The sequence below is a fragment of the Nostoc sp. genome (assembly GCF_036917315.1).
Classification (GTDB): domain Bacteria; phylum Cyanobacteriota; class Cyanobacteriia; order Cyanobacteriales; family Nostocaceae; genus Nostoc.
In genome coordinates, this window is sequence record NZ_JBALDR010000002.1 from 266,326 (window position 1) to 292,903 (window position 26,578).

Sequence of the window (26,578 nt, forward strand, 5' to 3'; positions counted from 1 at the left end):
GCGATCGCCTGTGATATCATGTCCGCTTAATTGCTTATTAAACCCGAAGAACCCCACCCCCGCCAAAGCTACGCTTTGTCTCCCCTCCCCGCTTGCGGGGAGGGGATTAAGGGGTGGGGTGCAATGACTGTGGTTATACATAACTAATTATGCGGACATGATATGACAGTTGCGTAAGTCCTGTGTGTATAGCAATCTCGACATAAAATTCCGACTGGTTTTTATGCTTTGAGAGATGCGTTTCTAATCAGCAGTAAAAACTTCACCCGATTAGTCTCTTTAGATTGGAAGAGCATGAACCGGGGCCGAGGTAATGGCGTAGGGACCATCCTTCGTGAAGGCTTCCTTGTTGGCGTTCACATATCAACGGTCATCGGGGTTCTGTTGCCGATGACCTCGACGAAGTTGTTGGTTCCGGCGAAGATCCCGTTTTGGTAGTCGACTGCGACATTGCTGAGGTGCTGGACGAGGTGAGATGGGAATCCCTTTGCATTCAGCCCTTGTGCGAACGTGGCAACATCGATAGGTTCATACCGCACGGGGATGCCGAATGTCTGGGAGATCGCCGACGCGATCGCATAATAGTCCATCTCGACCGGGCCGTAGAGTGGGTATATCTGGCGATCGTGCGGTTCCGGGTTTTCCAGAATGGCAGCGATGACGTAGGACTGGTCTTTTCCAGCGATCGGTGCGTGGCGACCGTTTCCGAGAGGAAGTCGCAGAACACCCTCGTCACCACGGTAATTCCAGTACCATGTCAACCATTCGGCGAAGAACGTCGGTCGCAGGTGTGTCGTCTGCATAGCGGTTCGATCCAGCAGGCGTTCGCCAAGCCAGTGCTGGCGTGCGGCATCGCTGTTCGCCTCGCGGCGTGCAGATATCTGGGACATATTCACCACTGCCTTGACACCGGCTTCGCTGGCTGCTTGGGCAAAGATGACGGTGGCGTCGAGCAGTCCGGGATTGATCGGGTAGCAGAAATACGCTCCCGTCACCCCTCGCATTGCAGAGCTGACCGCGTGGAAGTCGAGAAGATCCCCAACAACGATCTCAGCCCCTGCTGCGGACAGGCTCTCGGAACGCGCATCGCTACGGTGGACGAAGGCACGGACACGGTACCCCCGTTGAAGCAGCAGGCGCACTGTGGTGTCACCCGTGTTCCCGGTCGCTCCTGTAATTAGAAACAGCTTATCGTTCTGCGTATTCATGAAAAAACCTCCTTGACGGCAGTTTGAGAAATAGAGTTGACGGAGACTTCTAAGGGTTGAGATTTCTTGAGCTTGTTCATGTGTTACCTCTTGAGAGTGCTTGTGAAAAAGCCTCGCTGCATAACGGTGGAACCGACCTCACTCAATCACAGATGCAGATGTATGTTGAATGAGGTACTCGGTCGAGTGGGAGTCCGTATGGATTAGCGCTGGCCTCCGGTAGCGAGCAGTTGTTCGCCGGTGAGCCAGCCAGCATCGTCTGATGCCAGGAAAACGGCAATGGAGGCAATGTCTCCGGGTCGTCCCGCGCGACCAAGCGGTGTCTGAGCAACGAATGCCTTCTCCAAGTCAGAGCCGATGTAGCCAGCAGTTACTGAGCCTTCAGTTTCGACGATGCCGGGGTTAAGGGAGTTGACGCGGATCTGCCTCGGCCCGAGTTCCCTGGCGAGTACACCCGTGATGGCATCAACAGCGCCCTTGGTGCCGGTATAAATCGCGCTGTTTGGAGGTGTAATACGGCTGACGCCAGAGCCGATGTTGATGATGCTGGCACCTTCGCCCAGGTGCTTGACAGCTGCCTGCGTCATGAGCAGAAGACCGAGTACGTTGATGTTGAAAATCTTATGGAACTTGTCTTCGGTGATGTCCTCGATCGGAGCGAACTCGTAGACGCCAGAGTTGTTGACGAGGATATCGAGATGTCCGTAGTTCTTGATAGCTGCGTCAATGATGCCCTGTGCCTCAGCAGCCTTGGAGACATCACCACCCACGGCAATAGCTTTGCCACCGGCGGCGACGATCTCACTGACCGTTTTGTCTGCACCAGATTTGCTAGAGGCGTAGTTGACGACGACTGCTGCACCTTCTACGGCAAGTGACTTGGCGATCGCGGCACCGATGCCCTTGGATGCGCCTGTAACGACTGCTACCTTACCTGTGAGCTTGCTCATAGTCTTAATATCCTCAAATTAGTAAATTGCTTTTGCTTGGGTTGGCGACTTTGATTCGCAACATTTGCTTATGCTCATAATGCAGCGATCGCTCCATGCAGACCACTCAAGTTATTTGAGTTAAAACGCAATTTAAGCAGGAAGAAAGCAGCAGGCAGCGAGTTGGGGACGGTTAAGCCTATCTGCTTCAGTAAGAATGGCATCATTTGCCGATTTACCTGTATCAGCGAACCCTTCGGCATGAGAGAAAAATGCGGTATTGTTTAGGGGAAGCCTCACGTTGCCCCTTTGCCCTCGCTTGTCTATGAACTATCAAAAGGCGCCAAAATCTGGGCGAGTTCGAGGAGTCATCCTATCACCTCAGGGGTGGCAGAAGTTTCAGACGGCAAAACAGCAGGCGGAATCTGACGAGACTTGGGGTAAGCACTTTACCCAGGAAGATATCAGCGATCGCGCTGGACTCTCCCTGAATACCCTTGCTCGAATCTTCAAGCGCGAACTGGGGGTCGATCGCCAGTCATTAGAGTATCTCTTTGGAGCATTTGCACTGGAATTAACGAACGCAGACTTTACATCCCCCGATTCATCACCTGAGGTGGCAAAAACCCGACGAGCAGATCCGCAACATGACTGGGACAATGCGGTTGATACCTCGGTGTTTTATGGGCGTGCGGCAGAACTAGCGCAACTTTGGCAGTGGATTGTGTCTGAGCGCTGTCGCATTGTCGGGTTATTGGGCATTGGGGGCATTGGTAAAAGTACGATCGCCGTCAAGGCTGCGCTTGGGATGCAGACAGAATTTGAAGTCGTCGTGTGGCGAGCGATCGCCAACGCGCCACCCGTGGATGAACTTTTGTCGAGCCTGCTGAAGTTTCTCATGCCGCTCTACGGGGAAGATCCAGTGATTCCCACCACGCTCGATGAAAAGCTCTCGAAATTGATGCATTACCTGCGATCGCGGCGGTGTTTATTAATTCTGGATAATGCTGAAATCATTCTGCACAGCGAGCAGGTGGGACAATGGCGATCGGGTTATGAAGGTTACGGACAGTTGCTCAGAGCCATTGGCGAAACGCCTCACCCAAGTTGTTTGTTGCTTACCAGTCGAGAAAAGCCACAGGAAATGGTGCTGATGGAAGGCGCACAGGCTCTAGTGCGATCGCTGACCTTGAGTGGACTAACACCCGCTGACGGACGCGCCATCTTTCGACAAAAGGGAACGTTTACAGGTTCCGAAGCCGAATGGCAGACCCTAATTCATCACTATGGCGGCAATCCTCTGGCGTTGAAACTAGTGGCGGCTGCCATCCAGGATTTGTTTAACGGCAGTATTGCAGAGGTATTAGCGTATCTCAATCAGGGGATTTCTATTTTTACCGACATCCGCGATTTGCTCGATCGTCAGTTCGATCGCTTAACCGAAAACGAACAGCATCTGATGTTCTGGCAAGCCATTCATCGCGAGCCAATCTCGCTCGCAGACATGCAAGAAAATGCGCTCGATCTTATTTATCAGAAAAGTGTGCCCAATCTGGTCAACTCGCTGCTGAGGCGATCTTTAATCGAGAAGGCAAAGCCGACGCTGCTCGAAAAAACGGATGGGTTATTCTTCTTGCAACCAGTTGTGATGGAATATGTCACAGAACGATTCGTACAGCAGGTCTGTGCAGAATTTGAGACACAGCAGATTGACGTTTTGCGAAGTCATCTCTTAATGCAGGTGCAGGCAAAAGACTATATCCGAGAGATTCAAATCCGGTTGATTGTGCAATCTGCGATCGAGCGACTCCTGTCTCGTTTTGGTAGTGTGGCAGCGATCGAGACAAGAGCAAGACAATTATTGGCGCAGCAAGGAAAAACCCCAGGGTACATTGGCGGCAACCTGATCAACCTGTTGGTGCAGCTTCAAGTAGATTTGCGTGGCTCTGACTTTTCCGATCTCGTGGTGCAACAAGCCGACTTCCGGCAGGTCGATTTAGCAGGGGTCAATTTTCAGCAGGCCGCTTTAGCCAAGTCCATCTTTTCAGAAACACTCAGTCTTGCGATGTCGATCGACCTTAGTCCAGACGGTGAGCGAATCGCCGTTGGCGACTCAAGCGGCAACATTCATCTCTGGAACATCACCACAACCCAACTGTTAGCGACCTTTGAAGGTCATATGGGCTGGGTTTGGTCAGTTGCCTTTAGTCCTGATGGCAATACTTTAGCCAGCAGCAGTAGTGATACTTCGGTGCGCTTGTGGGATGTCCAAAGCGGGCGCTGCTTGCAGGTGCTTACAGAGCATACAAGCTGTGTTTGGTCAGTGAGCTTCAGTCCCGATGGTCAGCGAATCGCGAGTGGCAGTGAAGACCATACGGTGCGCTTGTGGAATTTGCAAGGGCAGTGTCTCCATGTTTTGCAAGGGCATACCCAAAGCGTTTACGCCGTTCACTTCGCTCCCGATCGGCAAACTTTGGTCAGTAGCAGTCATGATACTGACCTTCGGATCTGGGATGTCCGCGATGGAAACTGCCTGAATGTCTTAAAGGGGCATACCAGCGGGGTTCAGTGTGTGCGCTACAGCCCTGACGGGCAACAGCTAGCCAGTGGCTGTCGCGATGGGTCGATTCGACTGTGGAGCGGTTATTGCTCCAACGATCAACAGTCAAATCCCGCTTTCAAGCTACTGCGAGGACATACCGATTGGGTTTGGGACATCACCTTTAGCCCCGATGGTCGTTTGTTCGCTAGCGCCAGTTCCGATGGTACTCTGCGCCTTTGGAGCGTCCCAGACGGGCAAGCCGTCCATGTACTCAACGGTCACATACACGACGTTTATGGGGTTGTTATCAGCGCGGACGGGCAATGGTTGATCAGTGCAGGTCAAGATAATACAGTTCGATTGTGGCATTTGCAGAGCGGACAGAGCCTCAAAACGTTGCGTGGCTATACCAGTGGCGTTCACTCCCTGAGTCTCAGTGCGGACGATCGAATGCTTGCCAGTAGCGGTCAGAATGAGACGATCCAGTTGTGGCAGTTGCCGTTGGATGACAATCTATCGCCGCTTCGCCCCTACAAAACCTTATCCAGCAAGACCCGTTGGATTGCATCATTAAGCAATTTAAGCTTTAGTCCCGATAGTCAAACGCTGGCAAGCAATCGACATGACGGCTCAATTGCCCTATGGAATGTCCAAACTGGGCATCTCGACCAGTGGTCAGCGCACAGCGCGTCTGTGTGGGCAGTGCTGTTTAGTCCAGGGGGGCAGGTTTTGGCAAGCAGTAGTGAAGATCGCACTGTGCGACTTTGGGATGTACAGACTCATCGCTGTTTGCAGGTGTTACGCGGTCATGAAAGCAGCATTCGGGCGATCGCATTCGATCCCAGCGGTCAATGGTTGGCAAGTGGCGGTTATGATAACACTATTCGGCTCTGGGATGTGCAAACCGGAGCGTGTCTGAAGCTATTGCAGGGGCATACAGATTCAGTTTTCGCAGTGGCATTCGATCCCAGTGGTCAACGACTGGCAAGCGGCAGTCATGACCAAACGATCCAATGGTGGGATCTGCAAACTGGAGCGTGCTTGCAGACTTTGCAGGGGCAGACGGGAGCTGTGTGGACGCTTGCCATCAGCCCAGATGGTCGCCTCTTAGCCAGTGGCAGTGCTGACCAAACCATTCGACTGTGGGATCTCCAAACGGGGCATTGCCTTCAAGTCTGGCGCGAACACACGAGTTGGGTTCGGTCAGTCATTTTTAGCTCCAACGGTCAAATTCTCTTCAGTGGCAGTGACGATCGCACGATTAAGCTATGGGATGTGACGACAGGACGTTGTATCAGAACGTTGACGGTGGATCGTCTTTACGAAGGCATGAATATTCAAGGTGCAACCGGGTTGACAGTGGCTCAAAAATCCACGCTTAAAACGTTGGGGGCAATTGAGCATTAGGGCGAATGGCACTAAGTTAAGCTGAAGGATAGGCGGCGTCAGGATTGCAGAGGGGCAGGGGTGCAGGGGGGCAGAGGGGAATTTCTAAATATCTGAACGCAATGCCTAAAATTTTTTCTTTCTCCCCTGCTCCTGTGCTCAAGAGCACCCCTGCTGTCTCAACGATTTTACCTTTTCTTAGTGCCATTCAGCATTAGGGCGATTGCACATCCAGTTTTTGTGCAATCTCGTCTAATAACCGATCGAAGGCGTTGAGCGATCGCGTCATCTCTTCATCCACAAGTCGATCGACCAGTTCATCCAAAGGAATTGCTACAAGCGGGAAGTTCGTCAGCATCTGCTCAACTCTTTCGCTGCCAATCACACTCATGGGCAGTAGAGAAACCTGTTGATACATTTCCAGTGTTGCTTTTGACAGCAGGATTGCAGTTCCAGGAAACGCCAACACCTGAATATAGCGCCAGGCATCCTGAGGCTGAATATCTGTACAATCCCACACTAGACGAAGTGGGTTTGCCCTTCCCCGTAACGCTTTCCAACGGGCATTTTGACAAAAATTTTGAAAATGCTGGTAGAGGATTTCGGCTTGCGTGATTCCAAAAGATGTCAGGGGATGCAGAGCAGCATCCAAGCGCCCAATCGAAAAACTGGTAAAACAAACAACATCGTTCGCCGACTCTCCTTGGTGAATTAGTCGCTCTAGGCCGCTGAGATAAACATCAAATACCTGCTCATAGGTTCGCTGAGAAAATACAAACGTCACATTCACATTTATGCGATCGCCTATCAATTGTTCAATCACCGGAAGCATGATTGGCGTCGCTGGAATTCTCAGCATCAAATTCTGCCACCCAACCTCTTGCCAAATTTTCTGAGCTTCTGCGATCGCTGTTTCAGCCTGTAATAATGCATGAGGCGGGAAATCAACTTGAACATAACCCTCTCGTCCCTGAGTCTGAGAATGTACTTGTTTGAGTAAATCAGCCGCTAATTGCAGATCCCGCTTAACGATATAGTCATAATCCGATCGAGCCGTTCGATTGACTGCTTGTTGAGTCAGTACGCTGAAGTCGCGATCGTACTCCTGCCCCTGGATAGCAAGCTTTAAACCTTCAAAAGTCAGGAGTACACCCCGCACACCATCATCAATGGTATGCTGCAATTCTCCCTGACTAATCCAGCCTCGCTCAAATCCATCGAGCCAAACCGATTGTCCCTGTCGTCGCAGCGATTGTATCAGGTTCATAGATTGCAAACTTCAAGATCGAGGTTCAAAGGTTCAATGAACTAGTCTGCGAAACTTCTTCAAATTCCACCACTCAAGATCCGCCAGTTAAGCTCTGATTTAAGTGAAGAATTAATTACACAGCTTAATATCAAGTTCTCACAATGCTTGTGTGTCAATGAGTTGTAAGAATCTTAAAGAATGGCAAAAAGAAATATTTCGGCATTAAACCTTTTTAGATGATGCCTTAATAGCATTGGAGCGGTCGAGAGGTATTTGCAATTTCGCTCATAAAGAAATCAGAAGAATAACCGATTTCAACAATAATTCCGCTAACCCATCCGGCTAACCTGGATTTGTTGCCAGCGCGGATTATCACAGTTAGAGATGCCAAGATGAACATGACAATGAACAGGGCCACACTTTTCACTCCCGTTCAGTTTGGAGCAATGCAATTGAAGCATCGCGTCGTGATGGCTCCATTGACTCGCTCGCGCTCTATTCAGCCCGATTCCATTCCCGGCGATCTCATGGCTGAGTATTACGCTCAACGGGCTACCGAGGGTGGATTCATTATCGGCGAAGCCACCAATATCTCGGTAACAAGCCGTGGATGGCTAGGTGCCCCAGGCCTCTATTCCGACCAGCAGGTTGAAGGCTGGAAGAAGGTCGTCTCCGGCGTCCATGCAAAGGGCGGGCATATGTTTGCACAGCTATGGCATACCGGCCGTTCTTCGCATGTTGAACTGACTGGTGGTGAGATGCCTGTCTCCGCTTCCGTCGATCCAGCTTACTGGCAGAACCCGTCGCATTTGGTTTCAGCATCCAGTGGTTGGGTTCAGCCGTCACCGCATCGGGCGCTTGCCATCGCAGAGATATCGCTCATCGTTGAGGACTACCGTAGGGCGGCAGAACGGGCTATGGATGCCGGTTTTGAAGGCGTAGAGCTACATGCTGCCAACGGGTACCTCATGGATCAGTTCCTGCAAGACGGCAGCAATAAGCGAAACGACGAGTATGGCGGCTCCATTGAAAACAGGTCGCGATTCCTGCTTGAGGTAGTCAAAGCGATGACTTCAGTGTGGGGGAGCGATCGCGTTGGAGTTCGCGTCGGTCCGAGCGGCACGTGGAATGGCATGTCAGACAGCAACCCGCAGGCGCTCTTCCAGTACGTCGCAGAACAGCTGAACCAGATCGGACTCGCTTACCTCCACATCATCGAACCACGCGTGAAGGGCAATGTGGTCGTTCTGGAGCATCAAGGGGCAATCGCCGCCGAGCAAATGCGGACGATCTTCCAAGGCAAGATCGTCGCTGCCGGCGGATTTGAGCCAGACACTGCTGAGGCCATCCTGGACAACGGAACCGCAGACGCGGTGGCTTTCGGCCGCCATTTCATCTCTAATCCCGATCTGCCCCGCCGCCTCAAAGAAGGGCTGCCACTTACGGCTTACGATCGCAACACCTTTTACACCTTCGACGCGCACGGCTACACGGACTACCCGTTCTATCACGAGAACGCCAAGGTGTAGCGCAGCGAACACGAGAGAGCGAACGAAGAACTTGTTTTCCAAATGGAGGAAGTATGAACAAAAGTATAAATGTGATGTTGGTACATGGTGCTTGGGCTGACGGCTCGTGCTGGAGCAAGGTAATCCCTTTGCTTCAGGCGAAGGGTTTAAATGTAACAGCGGCGCAGATTCCGCTGACTTCGCTCGAAGATGATATTGCGGTCACGCGTCGTCTTCTCTCGATGCAGACAGGACCCACAGTTCTGGTTGGGCATTCCTATGGCGGTGCTGCGATTACTGGCGCGGCCACCGAGACTCCCGACGTGGAAGCCCTCGTCTATATCACAGCTTTCGGTCTTGACCAAGGTGAGAGCCTTGATTCCCTCAGCAAACAGGGTTCGCCGTCGCCTGGCTCTACGGCGATATGGTCTGACAACAACGGTTTTCTTTGGATCGACCGGGAGGGCTTCCATCAGGCGTTTGCCGCGGATGCCAGCCCAACCGAAGCTGCCGTCATGGCTGCGGTACAGAGGCCGTTGAGCGTCGCCAGCTTCACCGACAAAGAAGGTGTACCCGCCTGGAAGATGATTCCTTCTTGGTATCTGGTGTGCACTGACGACCAGATGATCCCATCGCCAGCCCAGGAGTTCATGGCTAAACGGATGGGTGCCACCGTGCAGTCTGTGTCGGCAAGCCACGCTCCCTTTGTTTCCCGCCCGCAAGAGGTCGCCGACATCATCGCACTCGCGGCGGCTTCTCTGGCACAGTAAGCCCCACAACTCAGCACAGGTGAATCAACATCAACCCATGAAAAATTCCTATAAAGCAGTAGAAGTCACCTCTCCGGGTGTTTTCAACCTCGTCGAGCGAACGATTACCGATCCTGGAGCCGGCCAGGTCCGCATCCGAGTGGATTCTTGCGGTGTATGTCACAGCGACTCAGTTACCGTCGAAAACTCCTTGCCAGGAATTATCTATCCGCGCGTACCAGGTCACGAAATCGCTGGTCGGATCGAAGCCGTTGGAAAGGGCGTCGTGAATTGGGAGGTCGGCCAGCGCGTGGGTGTTGGTTGGTTCGGTGGCGAGTGCGGCTACTGTGAACCCTGCCGACGCGGTGACATCGTTAATTGTACGAACCTAATTATATCTGGTATTACGACAGATGGTGGCTATGCGGAAGTCGTCATCGCTGAGGCGCGGGCGCTTGCGTCCATTCCGCAAGACCTTTCCTCTGTAGACGTTGCTCCGCTCTTATGCGCGGGTCTCACTACCTTCAACGCACTCCGCAACTCAAAGCTTCGCGCTGGAGATTTGGTCGCCATACAAGGTATCGGGGGTCTCGGTCATCTGGCTTTGCAATTCGCATCCAGGATGGGATTTCACACCTTGGCGATTCAGCGGGGAAAGGAAAAAGAAAAACTGGCTCACCAGTTGGGGGCGCATGGATACATCGACAGCACAGAGGAGAATCCCGCAGAGGCACTCCTCAAAATGGGTGGAGCGAATGCGATTCTCGCCACTGCGGCTAGTGGAAAATCGATGGGTCCTCTTGTCGGGGGTCTTGCGGCACGTGGCAAGCTCGTTGTAGTCGGTGTTTCCTCGGAACCTATCGAAATTAATGCTACACAACTTATCTTTGGGTCGAAGACCATTCAAGGCGAAAACGTCGGCACACCCATCGAGGAGGAAGACACATTAAAATTCAGTGCTCTTCAGGGTATCCGTCCCACGATCGAGACCATGCCCCTTGAGAAGGCTCCTGAAGCCTACGCACGCATGATGTCCGGCAAAGCACGCTTTCGCATAGTGCTGACTATGCCCCAATAGCGCAAAGGAGTTCAGTTACCGTTTCTGGCCAAGTATCCTACTGCTGAGGTGATTGCGATCGCTTGCACAAGAAGGCGCAACACTCAGCATTTCGCTACTACGGTCTAGTATGCAGCACAAGTGGCGTGTTCAACCATTCCGATCGATTAATCCGAAGGAGTCGCAATGGAATGGCACTAAGAAAAGCGGAAAGCCTTATCAATTAAGCCGTTTGCAATTGATGACGTAATTCATGTCTGGGCTTGGTCAATCTGGGGTAAGCTTTGGGGCGGCGTTTGGTGACTCGTGGTTCGCTGCGTGCAGGACGGTCGGGGACAACCTTGTGAACAATAATTTTCAGCAAACTACGATAAAGTCGGATGCGTTTTTGAGAGTGAGCAGTTTCTAATTTAGGAATAAAATTCAGTAAATGATGTCGAGTACCTTGAAGCGATAAACGATTTGGAGGAGTATTGTAAGTAGTCCCAGCCGACCACATTAAGCTCCGAAGTAAATTGTAAGCGAGTAAATCAACATGGATTTCTTTGCGGATCGTTGAAGGGGTTTTACATCGGAGAATATCCATACCCAAGGTAGTTTTTATATGTCTCAAATCTAATTCAACATCCCAACGTTTACCGTAAAGCCCAACATTTTCAAGAGTAGAATAAGTTGCTTTATCTAAAAGAGTAGTAATTAAGCTGACTTGTTGAGTGCGAAAACCAGGAATAACAATGTAATAGTAAATTTCTCGCACAGTAATGGAAGGAGGTAAAGCATCATATTCATCCTTACTCTCTTGAAAATAAAATATAACATTTATATAAAAATATTTTTGCTCATGCTTCTGGTTGTAAGTCATTTTGAGAATAATAATTAGGGTTGAAAGTTAAGATAATTTTTTCTTCCAAATCATAATTTTTTTGCAAGTATACATCATCTAAGAAATAAGCATTCTGCTTATAACATTCAGTAATTATTAAAATAAAATCTTCAATATTTTGACAGATGGTAATCCATTGGTTTTCTTTTGAACAGAATACAACAGATTGGTCTGAAGGCAATGTTCTGACGCAATAGTAATCAACATCGCAATACACTAGAAAAGGAATCATATCTGGTTGCCATGCCCAAGGCTCAGGGTTTCTATGTACTGCTTTTAAAAGATTAATTATTTTATCAAATTCATAAATATTTATTAAATCGCAACCAGGAATGAAATCTGTAGGATAATCAAACTTTTCGATTAATTTAGATACAGATAAACCTTTGACGCAAGAGTATATAGCCATTAAACCTTCAGGAATTGGATGAATTTTGATGCAATCTCTGATTATTTCATCAGATACTCCTTCGTCCATTGCAACTATATATCCTGGTCGTTGGTTTTCAATAATTTCAAGAAGATTTTGAAAATCGCGTTCAATTTTTTCTCTTTTTTTCATTATTTAATGCCTTTATTTTGTAATTATCAGCAATTGTGAGCAGAGCTATCGGCGCACCCGTTGAGAACGGCATCTTAATAACCAGTCGGCTGGAGTGGCAAAGAGCCGAACCAGGCTCTAATTTAGATGGAGTACGCACGTATGATGTCCGGCAAAGCACGCTTTGACAGGGTGCTGACCAAGGCCCAAGAAGCCAAAGGATTCAGTTAGGGGTTTAAGTAGCAGTCGATGTTGTTGGCAAATGTGCTACGAGCAGGATTACGTAAACGATCGCCCACAGACAAGGCTTCACAGAGATGTGAAACCCAGAAATTGCTCTTTTGTGTCTTTATTGATTAGCTGCTTTGCCGGAGAGTGAACTTCAGCGACCGACTTGTTCTCGCCTCCAACGTCCAGGACTGTCGCCCACAACCTGATGGAAGGTTCGGGTGAATGCAGCTTGATCGGAGAAACCCGATTGCAGCGCGACATCGATTAAAGGAGTGCGAGTTTGGATGAGAAGTTCCTTGGAACGCTCTATGCGGCGTTCGATGAGCCAACGGTGAGCCGAAACACCAAAGCTCACTTTGAACGACCGTGCGAAATGACTCACAGACATTTGGCATTCCTGAGCAACTCTAGCGAGATGGACATTCCCATCAAGGTGTTCCAGCAAAAGTTCAGTGGCCCGACGCTTTTGCCATGCGGCAAGCCCTCGCGGCGAGACTTCTGGTAGACGAGACAAGCCGCCGTACTTTTGGAGCAGATGTGCACCGAAGATCAGACTGAACTGATCGAGAGCGAGGGAACTAGGCCAATCTTGCGACCCAATGAATGGTAGAACGTTCTTGGTCATCTGTGCAATGACCAGATCGTCCTCACAAATCGCAAATTTATAGCTTCCAATCGGCTGGATGTTGTGATCTCGTGCGATTTCGTCGAGGCCCTCTCGAGGTACGTGGTAGTGAACATAGTCAAAACCGCAATCAACGAAGCACACAGGTTTCGATTGCAGATCGATAATGCTTGTCCGGTACGCAGGTATGTATGGAACCGCAATCTCGCGATCGTCGATACAGAGTTCATAGCTGTGTAAGGGAACGGGCTTGATCGCAACGGATACGTGAATTGCGGACTCTTCAGGAATAGGGTTTGAGGTGCCAGGCAGCCCAACGTCCGAGTGGAGTCGTGTAATAGCGAACGTACTTTGCTGTGACCAAGCCAAGGTCGCAGTTTCGCTATCACTCTGATGGTAATAAGACGCAAGTGTTTCTCCAAAGGCCCCTTTAGCTTCGGCTCCATTCATCAAGACTCTCCTGACTGACTCATAATTCTCCAGACCAGACAAGATAACCGATCGTCTCGTTTATAATAGGGCGTGTGAGGACTGCTGTCTAGTTTTTCTTAACTGCTTTACTAGATCGGGCTTAGAGAACATTAACCTGTTGGTTTTCCAGTAAAAAAACTTGGGTTTTGAATTCTTAATTTATCCCTCTTTCAAGAAACAGTATTTGCTTGGGGCTGAGGAGTAATATCATGTCCGGCAAATCACCCATAATTAATATAGATAGAGGTGCATGAATTGGTGCGATCGCAATGCCAAAAATCATCAAAATTGAGCCACATCTGAGTTTGGAAAAGTTAGAAGCAGGTTATCGGCAAGCCAAAGAACCAGTATTGCGGACACATTACCAGATAATTTGGCTGTTAGCCAAAGGTATGAGTACACCAGAAGTAGCAGCAGTCACAGGCTATAGCCGAAGTTGGATTTATGAGTTGGTTTGGGGTTACAACCGCAGTGGAATTGAAACATTAGGAGATCAGAGGGTCTTAAATCAAGCAAGGTAAGGATTCAGGTTGCAGGGTATTGACAAAGGGGGCACTTGAGGGAAAATATCGCAAATATGAACCAAAACCTGCCTCAAGAATTAGATCGAGAAAGCTTGAACCAGTTATCAAAAGAAGAACTGGTGGATATCATTATTGAGCAGAGCAAGGTAATACGTGATTTACAGAAAATAATCTTAGAACTACAGCGAGAAGTAGAACAGTTAAAAGTCAGCAGAGATTTGGACAGCAAGACTTCATCGAAACCACCATCTGGGGACATTCTGAAAAAAAGCGAAAACAAACTACCAAAACCTACGCTCTTACGGCGTTATTGGTGCCTAGTTTTGTCCGCAGCATTGGTACAATAAATTATTAGTCCTTACTGCATCTCCTTCACCATACCAATAAATGTCAGATCAACCTGCACTCCTAATAGAACTGCTCCGTGCGGCTTACGCAGCCTTCAACGCGCGAGACATTGACGCTGCCCTTGCCCTCATGACTCCGGACGTGGCTTGGCCGAAAGCGTTCAAAGGCGGTTTTGTCCGTGGGTCTGAAGAAGTTCGCGCTTACTGGACGGAGCAATGGAGTGAAATCAATCCGCACGTCGAGCCGGTTTCCTTTTACTCGGAGGAGGCTGGGCGCATTTTGGTTGATGTGCGTGCGTGACAAGGCTTACGCAGTTCTTGCCGATGAGCACGTGGGCCATCGATTCACCCTTGAACACGGCTTGATTCAAGCTATGGAAGTCTGTCCACTTCCATCGTCCACCCCAAAGGACTAACCACACGCAAAGAGCGAACAGGCATCGCCGGGCGGCCTTCTTCTGTATCCGGGGTGAGGTAAGCATCCGTACAGAAAGTTACGCGCTTGGATTTGATGAGCCGCTTTTAACCCAAGCGATCGCCACCAGAAACTAGACCAACGACATAGAAATGGTGGGACGTTTCAGTTGTTGAATCAGGTAGTTTGATAATAACCCATGCTTGAGTTGATAAGCAGTTAGACCTATTTTATCGGCTCGATCTTTAAGTCTTAACCAAACAAGCATTTTTGAGACACGTATGTGCAAGAAATACAGCGTCCGTTTTGAAACCCCTGCTTTTAAGTCACTGGTTCTCTACACCCCACACCCTAAACCTGCAACCCTTTTCATTACAACGGACAAATGACTAATGACATGAAACAAAGTACTTTTCCACGCATCTAATAAATATTTCCACACCCATTGCTAAAGCAGTTTCATCAAAATCAAACCGAGGATGATGATGGGGATATGCTAAGTCTTTCGCCGGATTAGCAGAACCGAGAAAGAAATAACAACCAGGAACTTCTTCTAAGAAAAATGACATATCTTCAGCAGCCATAGTTTGGCATTCTGGCACAATACCCACAGGAGTTTCTACCACTTCTTCTGCTACGGATCGCACTAGTTCTGCTATTTTAATATCATTAATTACTGGTGGATAAAGTGACCAATACTCTAAGTCATAATTTGCACCATGACTCTGACAAATTCCAGCAATAATCTGCTCGACACGCTGGTTAAAAAAGCCTTTCAAACTAGGATTAAAATACCTGACAGTAGCACTCATTCTCGCTGTATCAGCAATTACATTACGTTTAGTTCCAGCGTGAAGTTCGCCGACTGTTACTACTGCTGAATCAATAGGATTAACATTCCGAGCGACAATGGTTTGCAAAGCATTGACGATTTGGGCAGCAACAACAACGGAGTCAACAGTTTGATGGGGTAGTGCGCCGTGTCCACCTTTGCCCAAAATTGTGCAGTTAAAGCACTCCACTGCTGCCATCAATGCGCCAGCCCGCACACCCACTGTTCCTAAAGGCAAATTATTCCACAAGTGCAAACCAATAATCGCGTCAACATCAGGATTCTTCAAAACTCCAGCTTCAATCATCGGCTTTGCGCCTCCTGGTGATTCTTCCGCTGGCTGAAAGATAATTTTTACGATCCCAGAGAAGTCTTGACGGTGCTGCTGGAGATAATAAGCTGTACCTAAAGCGATCGCTGTATGTCCATCATGTCCACAAGCGTGCATCACTCCATCATGTTGCGATTTGTACGGAACTTCGTTGAGTTCTTGGATTGGCAAAGCATCCATATCCGCGCGAATCGCTAAAACTTTTGGATTTTGGATTGTTTCTGAATCTTGCCCTTTACCTTTGATGGTGGCAACAATGCCAGTGTGAGCAATGCCAGTTTTATGCTCAATTCCCCATTCTTGCAGCTTTTGTGATACAAACTCAGCCGTTAGTTTTTCTTGAAAACCCAACTCTGGTTGTTGATGTAATCGCCGCCGCCACTCTACTAATTGCGGTTGCAATGAGCGGATCGAAAGTCGGATGCGAGATAGATCGACAGAAGAAGGATTGGGAAAGGTGGAAACCATTATGAAGACAAACTAGTTTAAGTACAGCTAATACCAATTTGAAAAAGAATGCAACACATAACATATAGATAAGATCCCTCGCCAACCCTTTCCGAGGTATCGGGGAAGGTGCGCATCAGCGGATCGTGTCGCAAACATTTTTTGAATTGGTATTACTGAGATTATTTTCCTAGTTTAACGTGACTTGGATGAGTCTTCAGTAACGAGGTACTCAGCACTGAGTGCGATCAAAGAGCCTCTAGTTAATGGCTGTTAATTTTCTCTCTAGGTCAAATAAAAAGCCGTGGATATACTCTTCAGTCCATTCGGCACCATAGAAGCGTTTAAACATTCCTCGCGCTGGGTCTTTTTCAGCCCGATATCGCAGGTATCGCAGTTGGGCTTGCTCAATGGCTAGTAAATTTTGTGAATCTGTTACAGGTTCTGCCTGCTCTACGAAATCGAGATAAGCTTTCAAATAGTCTTTGAAAGCGGCAAACACCTGAGTTTCTACTACAGCCGTTTCTTGAGGGCGAGTCCACAGAAAAGCGGGAGAGAAAAAAGGCTGTGCTTCTTCGGGAAAATCCCCTCCCCAAGACAAATGTTGTTGATGGGCGTGGAAAATGGGCAAAATTGGTTCAGTATATTTTGCTTGATATGCTAGATCGTCGCGAAATAGGGGCTGCATATCCAAAGCAATTAGATGTCCTCCTGGCAATGTCACCAAATCTGCCCCAAAAAATGGTAAATCGTAGTTGAGGCGGGGAAAAATTACAAAATTCAGAACTTGTAGCGAATTGCCACCCTGTACGTGAGCTGCACGAATTTGCCGCAATTTTGAAGTTTGAAAAGCATAACTGGTGGTGACAACCTCTTCCTGATTCTTTCCCTTGCCCACAACAGCACTCTTGGACTCAAACCCAGTGGGGATAGGATAGGGCTGTAAATCCAAACGCGATCGCATATAGGCGATCGCATAATCGAGAAATGGCTGATAGAGTGTCACGTCGCTTCGCTCCGAATTCAAAATTCAAAATTCAAAATTCAAAATTAATCAAAATTCAAAATTAATAATTAAAGAACTTCTGCCTCCTGCCTTCTGCCTCCTGCCTTCTGCCTCCTGCCTTCATCTTTTGCCGGCACCGACTGCTAGGGGAACAGCATCTTCAAATAAGAACTCATGGAGAAAGCGTTCTGCCCATTCATGACCAAAGTAACTGCTAAACAAACCAGATGCTGGATCGCGGTCTGCACTATATTGGTCATAGTCTTTTTGGGCTTTGACAATCCGCTGGATATCTTCAGGGTCTTGGAGTGGTTTGGCATCTGCTAACATTTGCCAATACAAGTTTAAATAATCCTGAAAAGCTTCAAAGACTCGTGTTGCCACTGTTTCCGGGTCGGTTTTGGCAAACAATAGATATTTAGAAAAATACTGGTTGGCATCGTAAAACTTCATTTCTAAGTTTTGCGCCAAATCCGGGTATTTATCGTGGAGAGATTTTAGCGGAAATATATATTTTTTTTGATAATCTTCATCCTGAAATAAAGGCTGGAAATCAAGCACAATCAGGTTTTTGACTTTCCCAAAGGATAAAAAATCAATCCCTAACAGAGGTAAATCGTAGTGATGACTGGGATAAATCACGCTGTTAAAAATTTGAGCGCTTTCCCCAGCATCAATGTAGGTATAGCGAATTTTCCGCAACTCTTGAGATTGGTAACACCAACTGCGAATAGTTGCTGGGTTTCTGCCGCGATCGCTAACTTTGAATTCCAAACTAGGGGGAATGACCCTACTTTGTAAATCAAACCGCTGAAATAGCTCTTTTTCTAAAAATTCCAGGAAAGGCTTATACATGGAGCATGATTTGTTAACCCTTGCATGAAAATAAGTTATGGCGATCGTACACGTCTCATTTATGAGAAACAAAGCAACATTCCTTAATGGGGCATAGGGAAGAGGCAGAGGGGCAGAGGGGCAGAGGGGCAAAGGTGCAGAAGGGAAAAATTTACTGCAACTTCTCCCCTGCTCCCCTGCTCCCCTGCTCCCCTGCTCCCCTGCTCCCCTGCTCCCCTGCTCCCCTTCTCCACTTCTCCCCACTAACGCCTAGCATGATTACGACCGATCATTTGCTCCAAGACTTCTTGGGAAACACAGCGACGTTCGGAACAATAAGTCATCAAGTTGATTCCGTTCATCATTCGTACCGTACTGACCCTGACACGAAAATCATCCGTAACAAACCAACAACGTTCCTGACCTTGATTGTTGTCATAGTCAGTATCAATCGTCAGCACTCCATCATCAGCAAACCGATATCGGCTCACAACTGGAATACTCTCAACATAGCCTTGGTTGCGAATCAGTTTTCCAGAACGCCTCGTTTCGTCAGGAACATCAACCAAAATCGCAGCATTATCGCTATTCGGTAGCCTTGTATCTAGGTTAGCTTGCCATGCAAAGCTAGCACCGCTTGTTGCTTTACTAGGATCTATCCCTTGGGCTTTACAAACTTCCTGGACTTTCGGATCGTCATTTCCCATGACTTTAATAATTAAATTCGACTCCCCCGACTCATCCGCCGCCGAGTCAAAATGATGAACGGCGCGTTCCGTAAACCATGTACCTTCACTTTTACGGAAGAAGTCGATCATTGTCAAAGGTGGTATTATATGCATCTGTTTTGAAACCTCGTTTTATCAAATTTTGGCGTTATTAATACTAGTGATGAGATGAAGTCCCGATTTAGCTAAAGTGTAGAATAACTCCAAAAGTGATATTTTAATCAGCTGATGACAAATAGTGAAATTCAACTTATTACTAGCGATGCCTACGGCAACGGCTTTGCCGAACGCCCCAGCCCAACTCCAGAAATTTTAACAGCCCTGAAAGCCGGAATCCCTGTGGATTCGGTAGAGTTGTACCAATTCAATCTAAAGGAAGTCGATTTCCGACAAGCTAACTTGAGTAAAGCCAAGCTATTAGGAGCCGATCTCAGTGAGGTGGTATTAAGTAATGTCGATTTGAGTGGGGCTGATTTGCGAGGCGCTAATCTGCAAGGAGCCGATTTGAGTGGGGCTAATTTGCAGGGAGCCTATTTAAACCGTGCCGATCTCCAACAAGCAAATCTGAGTGGTGCAAATTTGGAGGGAGCCAAACTCCAATTAGCGCGTTATGATTCACAAACGAAATGGCCCAAAGAATATAACTACAAAGCTTCGGGAGCCGTAGGGCCGGGTGCTAATCTCAATGGTGCTTTTCTGAATACAGCTTCTTTACGAAATGCAGATTTACAAGGTGCTAATCTGCGTGGAGCCTACCTGAGTGGCGCTGACTTGACAGGAGCCAATTTGCAAGGTGCTTATTTGAGTGGTGCTGATTTGACAAAAGCTTACTTGACAGGGGCTTGCTTACGAAATGCTCGATTGACTGGAGCCGATTTGCGGGATACAGACCTGCGAGCAACCGATCTCAGTGATGCAGAGATGGAGAATCTTCTAAGTATCGCTGGGGCAGATTTTACTCTTGCTCAAGGACTTACAGAAGCAATTAAAGCCATGCTTTCTAGCCGTCCATATTCAGAACTCGACGTTTGGAACGCCTATACCCGCACAACAACTCGTGAAAGTTTAAGTGCTTGACCAATATAGTGCTGAGTAACGTTAGCGGTAGCGGGGCGTTTAGCCCGTGCTGAGTTGTGAGTATGAATGAAAAAGTAATTTATAGGCACTCATCACTTTTAACTCAGCACTTTTCATAATGATTGCCAGTTCTTTTTTAGAAGTGCTAAAAATGTCGCGTATCCTTCGGAAAAACCGGGCGGATCTGGTAGAACATATTGGGGAAATTCTTTATACGATCGCCAAGGTTCCGAAGCATTATGCCGCAAATGTAAGGCACATTCTGAGGAATCTGGTAGTCGCCAAGTCATTTGACCAGCTTGTATATCAGTCACAAATGCCTCCTCATCTAGAAAAAGTTGATCTTTTATTCCAGAGTTTGGCAGACTAACCGGATATTTTGGTCAAATTTAAGGTAAAATGAAATATTTACTGTTTATCCGATCGGTTTTCTCACAATATTGCATTGCGGACAAACCCACGCCGCTATTGTGGCAACAGGTCTTCTAAAGCAGCTCCAACAACTCGGTGATCCTCATCCTGTCTGAGTTGGTTCAGGGCTGCTTTGGCTTCCGGTTGGTCAAATCGTTTGAGAGCATAACTAACTCGCACGCGCATCCGCCAAGATTCATCATTCACCAACGTTAGTATTTGGGATAATGCCGCAGCACGTTGGTTAGAATTAGCCAGTAAGCCAAGTGCATCAACAGAAGATTCCTGAACTGTGAAATCTTCATCTTTTAAACCCTGAACGCAGATATCAAATAGTTCTTCAGGGCAATCCATTTCAGCGATCGCAGCCAAAATGCTCCGTCTAACTAGCCAGTGGTCATCCTGATAATATGCCAAAACTAGATGAGAAACTGCGACTCTGCCAAATAGCGATAATGAATTTGCCGCCTCAGCCCGCACGTTGGGAGTATCATCAAATTTCATAATTTGCATCAAAGCCGCAAAAGATTCCGCTGATTGTTGATTACCCAAACCCCTGGCCACAAAAGAACGCACCAAAAATTCTGAGTCATGAAGTTTACTGGTGAGCAGAGGAACTGCAACTTCTGATTCATAACTATTGAGAGCAGCGATCGCCTTTAGACGATAGTGAAAATCTGGGTTCTTTAGTTCAGCTTGGATTTTATGGATTTCCATAAGTGCATTTGGTACAGCTATTCTTTACTTTATTTTACAGGTGTCACCAAATGGCGATCGCATTCTAAGAAGATTGAATCTAAGGGCATTGGGTACAAGAGGCAGAGGGGCAGAGGGGCGGAGGGGCAGAGGGGCAGAGGGGAAAGAACTTGTAGAAGAACTCTCCTCTGCTCCCCTGCTCCCCTGCTCCCCTGCTCCCCCACCCCAATGCCCAATACCCTATCCCCTAAATCAATGACTCAATTAAGCGAAACCGTTAAAGAATTAATCGCTAAAGCTAGAATTGTCAGCTTTGCTGAGTGGCAACAGTCCCATCCACAAGCAGCGATCGCAATATTTCAAGCTGCGGATGATGCTTTTCGCTACCTAAGCGATGAAGATTTATCGCAGATTACAACCTTGTCACCCGATAATTCTGAGTTGATTCCTGTTGCTCAATTGTTACGCGATCGCGCCGCCGAAATCGTTGACGAATCTAGAGAACAAGTTTTGGCAACTTATCCCGAAATTATCCAGCCTGGAGGCGGTCTTTATCCACCTGAACGCGCCCAAGCTTGCTGGCGAGATTTTTGGCATTTTCTTCGCTGCATTACTTATGGCATAGCAGGTGGCCACACTGAATATACAAGTCCCACAGGACTGCATTATATGAATTTGCTCTATCAGGAATTACAAGTTCCATTGGATGCAATGATTTTAGGCTTAAAAAGCATCAAGGCTGCTAGTTTGAAACGCTGCCAAGCCGATCGGCAGCAAATTCTTGCTCCCTATTTTGACCATTTAATCAGCCAATTGGCTACTTTCCAAATTCGATAGATAAGTTAAGTGATAAGTGGGCATGAATAATCAAAGGTTTGTAGTCAGGACTGAAGCTCTGACTAACAGACAATATTACTTAATTTTATATTGCGTAAGATAGTTGAATTTATTCATGCCCACTGATTGAAATAAACTTAGGTGACTCAGCACAATTAATACTCTGGCTCAAGGGAATGGGAGAATACCATTACTTGCATCCCAATTACAAATCCAATACTAAAAAAAAGCTAAATTTTCTCTAAAGTATGATTTAACTTAACAAATTTTAATAAATATGGTTTCGGCATCGTATCACAATGTGTAAAGGCAAACGATGCAAAAACTTAAAATCATCACGACTAATAAGGATTTAAAATCTCTATGTCCTCCCCTTTGTCACAATGATGTAAAGTTTTTTAACATCTGCTGAATATCCTTCTCATAAAATTTAGTTGTTAACTGGGAGATAGTTTGAATGGCTTTTGGACCAGCATCACGATTAGGGGTCGCTCTGTTTGAAGACACCGATCCCGTCGATCTGTGGCCAAATCGCTCTAATGAGGATGTTGAAACCGTAATTAGAAGTGTCTACAAACAAGTTCTAGGCAATGCTTATGTAATGGAGAGCGAGCGCCTTTCCGTTGCTGAATCTCAACTCAAACGGGGTGAAATTAGCGTTCGCGGGTTTGTGCGTCAAGTCGGGAAGTCGGAACTTTACCGTTCGCGGTTTTTTGATAGTGCCCCTCGTTATCGGGCGATTGAATTAAATTTCAGACATTTCCTTGGTCGTGCGCCATTGGATCTAGAAGAAACGCGTACACACAGCACTATTCTGGATACAAAGGGCTTTGAGGCTGAGATAGATTCCTATCTAGATAGCGACGAATACCAAGAAACTTTTGGGGAAAACATTGTCCCTTATATTCGGGGCTACAAAACCGAAGCTATTCAGAGTTTGGTTCAGTTTACCCACTTGTTTCAACTGGTACGTGGTTCTTCTAGCAGCAGCCTGAAAGGTGACTTAGCTGGCAAACAACCAAAATTAAACAGTTTGCTAATTCAAAGTACACCTACTCCTGTAATTTCACCAGCCAGCAAGGGCGCTACATTCCGCAACCCAACATCTACTCCTCGCACTCGTCAGGGTGTGGGATCTGGTGATGATGGAAAGGTTTACCGGATTGAAGTCACTGGCTACAAGGCAAATGTGGTAAATAATATTTCCAAATTTCGCCGCAGTAACCAAGTCTTTTTCGTGCCATACAATAAGCTTTCACAAGAGTATCAGCGGATTCACAAGCAGGGCGGTACGATCGCCAGTATTACCCCTGTCAACTAAAGAATAGAAATTGGGGATTTAGAGATTAGGGATTGGGAAATAATTCCGCTGTACTCAGTTTATAATCTTTCAATCCTCAGTGTCGCTCGTTCTGGGATTTACGCAAAACTACAGGCAAGTTCAGAGGCAATATGCGGAAAGCTGCTTCTCTATTAGACGCTTCGGCAATGCGTCTACATACATTGCCCTGACCTAAAAATTATTCTTTTCGGCTGTAGTTTGCGTAAATCCCGACCGATCAAAAGTTAGCCAAAGCGATTACTGCTGTCAGTTGTCAAATACGAAAATATTTAACACACTTTCACAAACTAAACTTTTACAAAAGCTAGTCAGTAGCAAAAATAACTGACAACTGATGGGAAATTCTACCTCTACAAGGGGTAGGATGCTCGGAAATTTAATTAGCGTTTTTCAGGAGATACTTCAATGTCACTTTGGGCTATTGATTCACCTACTGTTGATCTGCGTCCGAACACCAGCGAAAGTGAATTACAAACACTGATTCGGGCAGTTTACAAACAGGTTTTGGGTAATGCTCACTTGTTGGAAAGCGAGCGACTAGCTAGTGCGGAATCGCAATTGCGCGATCGCAAAATCAGCGTCCGCGAATTCGTCAACATAGTTGCAAAATCAGAAATTTATCAATCCCTGTTTTTCAACTCTTCTTCCCAGTATCGGTTCATTGAACTGAACTTCAAACACCTACTAGGGCGTCCTCCTGCCGATCGAGCAGAAATTTCCGAACACGTCCGCATCTACAACGAACAGGGCTATGATGCTGAGATCGACTCCTATATCGATAGCAACGAATATCAGCAGAATTTTGGCGAGAATATTGTTCCTTATGTGCGCAGCACAAGCTCCCAAATCGGAATTAAGAATGTTACCTTTAACCGCACCTTTAGCTTAGTCAGAGGATTCGCTAGCAGCGATAGCGATCGCAAAGCCAAACTGATCGGTGATATCGGTTCCAACTTACCCACATCCATCAAAGCTCCCGCAGTTGGTTCTAGTGTCAGCAGCACCGACAAACGCTTCTTGATTAAGGCTGTTAAAGGTGCAGGTAATCTCCGTACTCGTCTAGGCAACCTGGAATATGTAGTTAACTACAGCCAACTGTCTGGACAAGTGCAAAATATTCATCGCACAGGCGGCAAAATTATCAGTATCACTGAAGTTGCTTAGATTTGTCTAAGTAGGAGACTGGGAACTGGTGATTGGGGAATGAGGACAAGGGGACAAAAGAAAACTCCTAACCTCTAACTCTTGTACAGACGCGATTAATCGCGTCTCTCCCCACTCAGCACTCCCAAATGCTGTTGTAGTCAAGGAGGCTAACATATAGACTAGGAGAATAACTTTCTTTTTTGCCAAAATATCTCTTGGATTTTAAGCTACTTTTTTAAGATCATTTTTCTAATGGAAATTACTGACTTTTTTGAACTTTCAATTGGACGATGGCGATCGCAGCGTAGCGCTCATCATTTAGCATTCGCCCACTTTGAAGAAGTATTGTCTAACATTGAAATTGAGTCTCTATCCACCACCGATCCAGCAGTGGTAGCAATCTGTCAATTGTATGACACTGAACCCAGCAGTATCACTCACCCTTTTCGGATGACTTGGGAAGGTGAATCAGACTGGGACGATAAACCAATCTCTGGCAGTACTGTACTAGTACCAATTCCCGATGTCGAAAATCCTTCTAGGGGCAAACTCCTGCGGGACAAGGGGTACGCTGAAACAATTCCAGCAGTGGCTAAATATCATCTGAGTGACGATGGTATTTTTACCCTGCTAACAGAGTATGAACTCGCTGCTGCTGAAGAGCGAATTTGGTTTGCTAACCCAAATCTCCGATTTCGGGTAGCGACGATTAAAACCAGTGATGGTAAAGGCGTGACAACAGCTTCCTTTTCTTCAGAAATTCGCTCTTTGTCAAGTTCAACAAGTTAGCAAATATCGGGTTAAAACATAAAAGGATACAAGCTCCTAATTTATTTATGGGGATTGTAATGCGTGAATTTTGAATTTTGAATTTGGAGCGAAGCGACGTGACGATAGCGCCCAGCGAATCTAGCACTAACGCTAGCGATTTGCTCACCTTAGCCTGTTGGATGGCAGGAGATTTTAGCAACTACAAGCAATCTTTTGCAAATCCACAACTTTACGCCCACATTCACATTTATTTTCGTCCTTTACCGATTGAATTTTTTTCTGGTATCGGTTTCTATTCTGAACAAGCTTATGACCACGATTTATGGACACCCTATCGTCAAGGAGTACATAGACTAGTCGATTTGGGCGATCGCATTTATATCGAAAATTACAGCTTGAAAGATCCTATGCTTTATGCAGGTGCAGCTCGTGAATTAGATATCCTCAAAACCATCACCCTAGAAAGCATCGAACGGCGTTATCACTGTTCAATGGTTTTCCAACGAGAAGGTGAAATGTTTCGAGGTAGTGTGGAACCGGGTAATCAATGTTTGATTCAACGCAATGGATGTCAGACATATCTTGTCAGCGAAGTAGAAATAACCGAGCGTACTTGGATAAGTCTAGATAAAGGTATGGATATTGAAACCCACAAGCAAATATGGGGATCTACTGCTGGGCCATTGCAATTTGAAAAACGGGCAAGTTTTGCTGATGAATTACCTGCGGTGAGCGCATTATGTTGATTCAGCTTGAATCTGTTAAAACCAAAATGTTGCCTCCACTGGCTGAAAAAAAGATGCGCTGCTGGATTCGCAGCCGCCATTTGATTTGTTCGGGTAATTTTTTTATATTCGAGACATTAGAATATACAACGATTGAGAGATTCTCTGAATGCGTTGCTTCTTTAGGAGGGACAGTAATATCCGTTGACCCGGTTAATAAAATTTGGATGGGAGATCATCGCCAAGTTATTTTATATCAGGCAAAAGCTAGTTTACATACACCTCATCATACTTTGAAACAATACTGGATAAAATACGGTGGTTTCTACACTAGATTTGATGAGCGTGCTTGAAAGTTACTATCCTACGGAAATTATTCTGATAGGCGTTTATACTTCAATTCAAAATTAAGTTTTGAATTTTAAATACTCCCCAAGGGGGTTGACGGCTAATTGTTAATGTCTAATTGCTAATTTCCGATCGTGATTAGCTGTTAGTTATTAATAGTTAGCCGTCTAAGTTTGTTAGAAAATGTAACTAAAAAACTCCCCGAAACTTGATAAGTTAATATCAATAACCAGTAATTAATAAATATTAAGTAGGGTGTGTTATGGCTTTAACCTAACCCACCATTTTATCTAGTGGTGCGTTAGAGGTTGTTTGAAAAGTCCTCTTCTCGGTAACAAAAAGTTCTAGATCCCCCTAAATCCCCCTTAAAAAGGGGGACTTT

General features: G+C 46.8%; 27 protein-coding genes and 2 pseudogenes. 15 read left to right on the forward strand and 14 right to left on the reverse strand.

The genetic code is table 11. The features are described from left to right. Positions 1-356: 356 nt before the first annotated feature. The 3 genes from V7K84_RS01840 to V7K84_RS01850 all read right to left on the reverse strand — a co-directional run bounded on the left by V7K84_RS01840 (position 357) and on the right by V7K84_RS01850 (position 2,400). Positions 357-1,208 carry an NmrA family NAD(P)-binding protein gene (locus V7K84_RS01840; RefSeq protein WP_334835814.1) on the reverse strand — a complete coding sequence of 284 codons (852 nt, stop codon included), beginning with the start codon at positions 1,206-1,208 and terminating at the stop codon, positions 357-359. A 203-nt stretch (positions 1,209-1,411) separates the two neighbouring features. After that, on the reverse strand, positions 1,412-2,158 hold the full coding sequence (locus V7K84_RS01845) for a glucose 1-dehydrogenase (protein WP_334835817.1): 747 nt from the start codon (positions 2,156-2,158) through the stop codon (positions 1,412-1,414). A gap of 74 nt (positions 2,159-2,232) precedes the next feature. Next, the gene (locus tag V7K84_RS01850; RefSeq protein ID WP_334835819.1) at positions 2,233-2,400 is read right to left on the reverse strand and encodes a hypothetical protein; all 168 of its coding nucleotides are present in this window, start codon (positions 2,398-2,400) and stop codon (positions 2,233-2,235) included. 62 nt (positions 2,401-2,462) lie between these two features. On the opposite strand from V7K84_RS01850, the gene V7K84_RS01855 reads away from it, so the two are divergent. Then, positions 2,463-6,086, forward strand: coding sequence for an NB-ARC domain-containing protein (locus tag V7K84_RS01855; protein ID WP_334835822.1), 3,624 nt, complete (start codon positions 2,463-2,465; stop codon positions 6,084-6,086). Between the two features lie 193 nt (positions 6,087-6,279). On the opposite strand, the gene V7K84_RS01860 is transcribed toward V7K84_RS01855, so the two are convergent. Further along, positions 6,280-7,332 (reverse strand): transaldolase family protein, encoded by a 1,053-nt coding sequence (locus tag V7K84_RS01860; protein WP_334835824.1) that lies wholly within the window; start codon positions 7,330-7,332, stop codon positions 6,280-6,282. 374 nt (positions 7,333-7,706) lie between these two features. Here V7K84_RS01860 and V7K84_RS01865 point away from each other — a divergent pair, with 374 nt between their 5' ends. The 3 genes from V7K84_RS01865 to V7K84_RS01875 all read left to right on the forward strand — a co-directional run bounded on the left by V7K84_RS01865 (position 7,707) and on the right by V7K84_RS01875 (position 10,649). After that, the gene (locus tag V7K84_RS01865) at positions 7,707-8,843 is read left to right on the forward strand and encodes an alkene reductase (RefSeq protein ID WP_334835826.1); all 1,137 of its coding nucleotides are present in this window, start codon (positions 7,707-7,709) and stop codon (positions 8,841-8,843) included. A 74-nt stretch (positions 8,844-8,917) separates the two neighbouring features. Next, on the forward strand, positions 8,918-9,592 hold the full coding sequence (locus tag V7K84_RS01870; RefSeq protein ID WP_334835966.1) for an alpha/beta hydrolase: 675 nt from the start codon (positions 8,918-8,920) through the stop codon (positions 9,590-9,592). Positions 9,593-9,611: 19 nt separating this feature from the next. Further along, on the forward strand, positions 9,612-10,649 hold the full coding sequence (locus V7K84_RS01875; RefSeq protein ID WP_334835828.1) for an alcohol dehydrogenase: 1,038 nt from the start codon (positions 9,612-9,614) through the stop codon (positions 10,647-10,649). 202 nt (positions 10,650-10,851) lie between these two features. Here the strand turns inward: V7K84_RS01875 and V7K84_RS01880 are convergent, their stop codons facing one another. Together V7K84_RS01880 and V7K84_RS01885 are read right to left on the reverse strand one after the other, a co-directional pair. Then, entirely contained in the window at positions 10,852-11,490 is a 639-nt protein-coding gene (locus V7K84_RS01880; RefSeq protein WP_334835830.1) for a transposase, read from the reverse strand. Beyond that, the gene (locus tag V7K84_RS01885; protein ID WP_334835832.1) at positions 11,468-12,073 is read right to left on the reverse strand and encodes an SMI1/KNR4 family protein; all 606 of its coding nucleotides are present in this window, start codon (positions 12,071-12,073) and stop codon (positions 11,468-11,470) included. The genes V7K84_RS01880 and V7K84_RS01885 overlap by 23 nt, the downstream gene beginning before the upstream one ends. A gap of 35 nt (positions 12,074-12,108) precedes the next feature. Here V7K84_RS01885 and V7K84_RS01890 point away from each other — a divergent pair, with 35 nt between their 5' ends. Further along, positions 12,109-12,240, forward strand: coding sequence for a hypothetical protein (locus tag V7K84_RS01890; RefSeq protein WP_334835834.1), 132 nt, complete (start codon positions 12,109-12,111; stop codon positions 12,238-12,240). A 194-nt stretch (positions 12,241-12,434) separates the two neighbouring features. Here V7K84_RS01890 and V7K84_RS01895 read toward each other — a convergent pair whose 3' ends face one another. After that, positions 12,435-12,797, reverse strand: a complete 363-nt coding sequence (locus V7K84_RS01895) for an AraC family transcriptional regulator (RefSeq protein WP_334835836.1) — start codon at positions 12,795-12,797, stop codon at positions 12,435-12,437. A gap of 851 nt (positions 12,798-13,648) precedes the next feature. Between V7K84_RS01895 and V7K84_RS01900 the strand changes: the two genes are divergently transcribed. The 3 genes and pseudogenes from V7K84_RS01900 to V7K84_RS01910 all read left to right on the forward strand — a co-directional run bounded on the left by V7K84_RS01900 (position 13,649) and on the right by V7K84_RS01910 (position 14,551). After that, on the forward strand, positions 13,649-13,900 hold the full coding sequence (locus V7K84_RS01900) for a helix-turn-helix domain-containing protein (RefSeq protein WP_334835838.1): 252 nt from the start codon (positions 13,649-13,651) through the stop codon (positions 13,898-13,900). Between the two features lie 56 nt (positions 13,901-13,956). After that, positions 13,957-14,184, forward strand: a pseudogene (locus tag V7K84_RS01905) (IS66 family transposase); the annotation flags it as partial. A 106-nt stretch (positions 14,185-14,290) separates the two neighbouring features. Continuing rightward, positions 14,291-14,551 (forward strand): nuclear transport factor 2 family protein, encoded by a 261-nt coding sequence (locus tag V7K84_RS01910; protein ID WP_334835840.1) that lies wholly within the window; start codon positions 14,291-14,293, stop codon positions 14,549-14,551. A gap of 247 nt (positions 14,552-14,798) precedes the next feature. On the opposite strand, the pseudogene V7K84_RS34230 reads toward V7K84_RS01910, so the two are convergent. The 5 genes and pseudogenes from V7K84_RS34230 to V7K84_RS01930 form a co-directional block, all read right to left on the reverse strand. Continuing rightward, positions 14,799-14,933, reverse strand: a pseudogene (locus V7K84_RS34230) (IS701 family transposase); the annotation flags it as partial. Between the two features lie 121 nt (positions 14,934-15,054). Further along, positions 15,055-16,296, reverse strand: a complete 1,242-nt coding sequence (locus V7K84_RS01915; protein WP_334835842.1) for a M20 family metallopeptidase — start codon at positions 16,294-16,296, stop codon at positions 15,055-15,057. A 238-nt stretch (positions 16,297-16,534) separates the two neighbouring features. Further along, positions 16,535-17,281 carry a phycoerythrobilin:ferredoxin oxidoreductase gene (locus V7K84_RS01920; protein WP_334835843.1) on the reverse strand — a complete coding sequence of 249 codons (747 nt, stop codon included), beginning with the start codon at positions 17,279-17,281 and terminating at the stop codon, positions 16,535-16,537. A 120-nt stretch (positions 17,282-17,401) separates the two neighbouring features. Next, positions 17,402-18,136 (reverse strand): 15,16-dihydrobiliverdin:ferredoxin oxidoreductase, encoded by a 735-nt coding sequence (locus tag V7K84_RS01925; RefSeq protein ID WP_334835845.1) that lies wholly within the window; start codon positions 18,134-18,136, stop codon positions 17,402-17,404. Between the two features lie 242 nt (positions 18,137-18,378). Further along, positions 18,379-18,957: a phycobiliprotein lyase gene (locus tag V7K84_RS01930; RefSeq protein ID WP_334835847.1), complete on the reverse strand. Its 579-nt coding sequence runs from the start codon at positions 18,955-18,957 to the stop codon at positions 18,379-18,381. A 114-nt stretch (positions 18,958-19,071) separates the two neighbouring features. On the opposite strand from V7K84_RS01930, the gene V7K84_RS01935 reads away from it, so the two are divergent. After that, positions 19,072-19,920: a pentapeptide repeat-containing protein gene (locus V7K84_RS01935; RefSeq protein WP_334835849.1), complete on the forward strand. Its 849-nt coding sequence runs from the start codon at positions 19,072-19,074 to the stop codon at positions 19,918-19,920. A 113-nt stretch (positions 19,921-20,033) separates the two neighbouring features. Here the strand turns inward: V7K84_RS01935 and V7K84_RS01940 are convergent, their stop codons facing one another. Continuing rightward, entirely contained in the window at positions 20,034-20,234 is a 201-nt protein-coding gene (locus tag V7K84_RS01940) for a hypothetical protein (RefSeq protein ID WP_334835852.1), read from the reverse strand. A 151-nt stretch (positions 20,235-20,385) separates the two neighbouring features. Continuing rightward, complete coding sequence (locus V7K84_RS01945) at positions 20,386-21,048, reverse strand: HEAT repeat domain-containing protein (protein ID WP_334835855.1); 663 nt, start codon at positions 21,046-21,048, stop codon at positions 20,386-20,388. A 234-nt stretch (positions 21,049-21,282) separates the two neighbouring features. Between V7K84_RS01945 and V7K84_RS01950 the strand changes: the two genes are divergently transcribed. The 6 genes from V7K84_RS01950 to V7K84_RS01975 all read left to right on the forward strand — a co-directional run bounded on the left by V7K84_RS01950 (position 21,283) and on the right by V7K84_RS01975 (position 26,201). Next, positions 21,283-21,864, forward strand: a complete 582-nt coding sequence (locus V7K84_RS01950; protein WP_334835857.1) for a phycobilisome protein — start codon at positions 21,283-21,285, stop codon at positions 21,862-21,864. A gap of 457 nt (positions 21,865-22,321) precedes the next feature. Further along, entirely contained in the window at positions 22,322-23,185 is an 864-nt protein-coding gene (locus V7K84_RS01955) for a phycobilisome linker polypeptide (RefSeq protein WP_334835859.1), read from the forward strand. A gap of 426 nt (positions 23,186-23,611) precedes the next feature. Continuing rightward, a complete protein-coding gene (locus V7K84_RS01960; RefSeq protein ID WP_334835861.1) occupies positions 23,612-24,370 on the forward strand; it encodes a phycobilisome rod-core linker polypeptide in 759 nt (252 codons plus the stop codon). A 234-nt stretch (positions 24,371-24,604) separates the two neighbouring features. After that, positions 24,605-25,141 (forward strand): phycobiliprotein lyase, encoded by a 537-nt coding sequence (locus V7K84_RS01965; RefSeq protein WP_334835863.1) that lies wholly within the window; start codon positions 24,605-24,607, stop codon positions 25,139-25,141. Positions 25,142-25,239: 98 nt separating this feature from the next. Then, positions 25,240-25,869 (forward strand): chromophore lyase CpcT/CpeT, encoded by a 630-nt coding sequence (locus V7K84_RS01970; RefSeq protein WP_334835865.1) that lies wholly within the window; start codon positions 25,240-25,242, stop codon positions 25,867-25,869. Beyond that, a complete protein-coding gene (locus tag V7K84_RS01975; RefSeq protein ID WP_099102916.1) occupies positions 25,863-26,201 on the forward strand; it encodes a CpeR family transcriptional regulator in 339 nt (112 codons plus the stop codon). Before V7K84_RS01970 ends, V7K84_RS01975 begins: the two co-directional genes overlap by 7 nt. The last annotated feature ends 377 nt before the right edge of the window (positions 26,202-26,578 follow it).

Bases quoted from the DNA above. Each gene is read 5' to 3' on its own strand.
- V7K84_RS01840 (WP_334835814.1), bottom strand. From the start codon at position 1,208: ATGAATACGCAGAACGATAAGCTGTTTCTAATTACAGGAGCGACCGGG.
- V7K84_RS01845 (WP_334835817.1), bottom strand. From the start codon at position 2,158: ATGAGCAAGCTCACAGGTAAGGTAGCAGTCGTTACAGGCGCATCCAAG.
- V7K84_RS01850 (WP_334835819.1), bottom strand. From the start codon at position 2,400: ATGCCGAAGGGTTCGCTGATACAGGTAAATCGGCAAATGATGCCATTC.
- V7K84_RS01855 (WP_334835822.1), top strand. From the start codon at position 2,463: ATGAACTATCAAAAGGCGCCAAAATCTGGGCGAGTTCGAGGAGTCATC.
- V7K84_RS01860 (WP_334835824.1), bottom strand. From the start codon at position 7,332: ATGAACCTGATACAATCGCTGCGACGACAGGGACAATCGGTTTGGCTC.
- V7K84_RS01865 (WP_334835826.1), top strand. From the start codon at position 7,707: ATGAACATGACAATGAACAGGGCCACACTTTTCACTCCCGTTCAGTTT.
- V7K84_RS01870 (WP_334835966.1), top strand. From the start codon at position 8,918: ATGTTGGTACATGGTGCTTGGGCTGACGGCTCGTGCTGGAGCAAGGTA.
- V7K84_RS01880 (WP_334835830.1), bottom strand. From the start codon at position 11,490: ATGACTTACAACCAGAAGCATGAGCAAAAATATTTTTATATAAATGTT.
- V7K84_RS01885 (WP_334835832.1), bottom strand. From the start codon at position 12,073: ATGAAAAAAAGAGAAAAAATTGAACGCGATTTTCAAAATCTTCTTGAA.
- V7K84_RS01900 (WP_334835838.1), top strand. From the start codon at position 13,649: ATGCCAAAAATCATCAAAATTGAGCCACATCTGAGTTTGGAAAAGTTA.
- V7K84_RS01910 (WP_334835840.1), top strand. From the start codon at position 14,291: ATGTCAGATCAACCTGCACTCCTAATAGAACTGCTCCGTGCGGCTTAC.
- V7K84_RS01915 (WP_334835842.1), bottom strand. From the start codon at position 16,296: ATGGTTTCCACCTTTCCCAATCCTTCTTCTGTCGATCTATCTCGCATC.
- V7K84_RS01925 (WP_334835845.1), bottom strand. From the start codon at position 18,136: ATGTATAAGCCTTTCCTGGAATTTTTAGAAAAAGAGCTATTTCAGCGG.
- V7K84_RS01930 (WP_334835847.1), bottom strand. From the start codon at position 18,957: ATGCATATAATACCACCTTTGACAATGATCGACTTCTTCCGTAAAAGT.
- V7K84_RS01935 (WP_334835849.1), top strand. From the start codon at position 19,072: ATGACAAATAGTGAAATTCAACTTATTACTAGCGATGCCTACGGCAAC.
- V7K84_RS01945 (WP_334835855.1), bottom strand. From the start codon at position 21,048: ATGGAAATCCATAAAATCCAAGCTGAACTAAAGAACCCAGATTTTCAC.
- V7K84_RS01950 (WP_334835857.1), top strand. From the start codon at position 21,283: ATGACTCAATTAAGCGAAACCGTTAAAGAATTAATCGCTAAAGCTAGA.
- V7K84_RS01955 (WP_334835859.1), top strand. From the start codon at position 22,322: ATGGCTTTTGGACCAGCATCACGATTAGGGGTCGCTCTGTTTGAAGAC.
- V7K84_RS01960 (WP_334835861.1), top strand. From the start codon at position 23,612: ATGTCACTTTGGGCTATTGATTCACCTACTGTTGATCTGCGTCCGAAC.
- V7K84_RS01965 (WP_334835863.1), top strand. From the start codon at position 24,605: ATGGAAATTACTGACTTTTTTGAACTTTCAATTGGACGATGGCGATCG.
- V7K84_RS01975 (WP_099102916.1), top strand. From the start codon at position 25,863: ATGTTGATTCAGCTTGAATCTGTTAAAACCAAAATGTTGCCTCCACTG.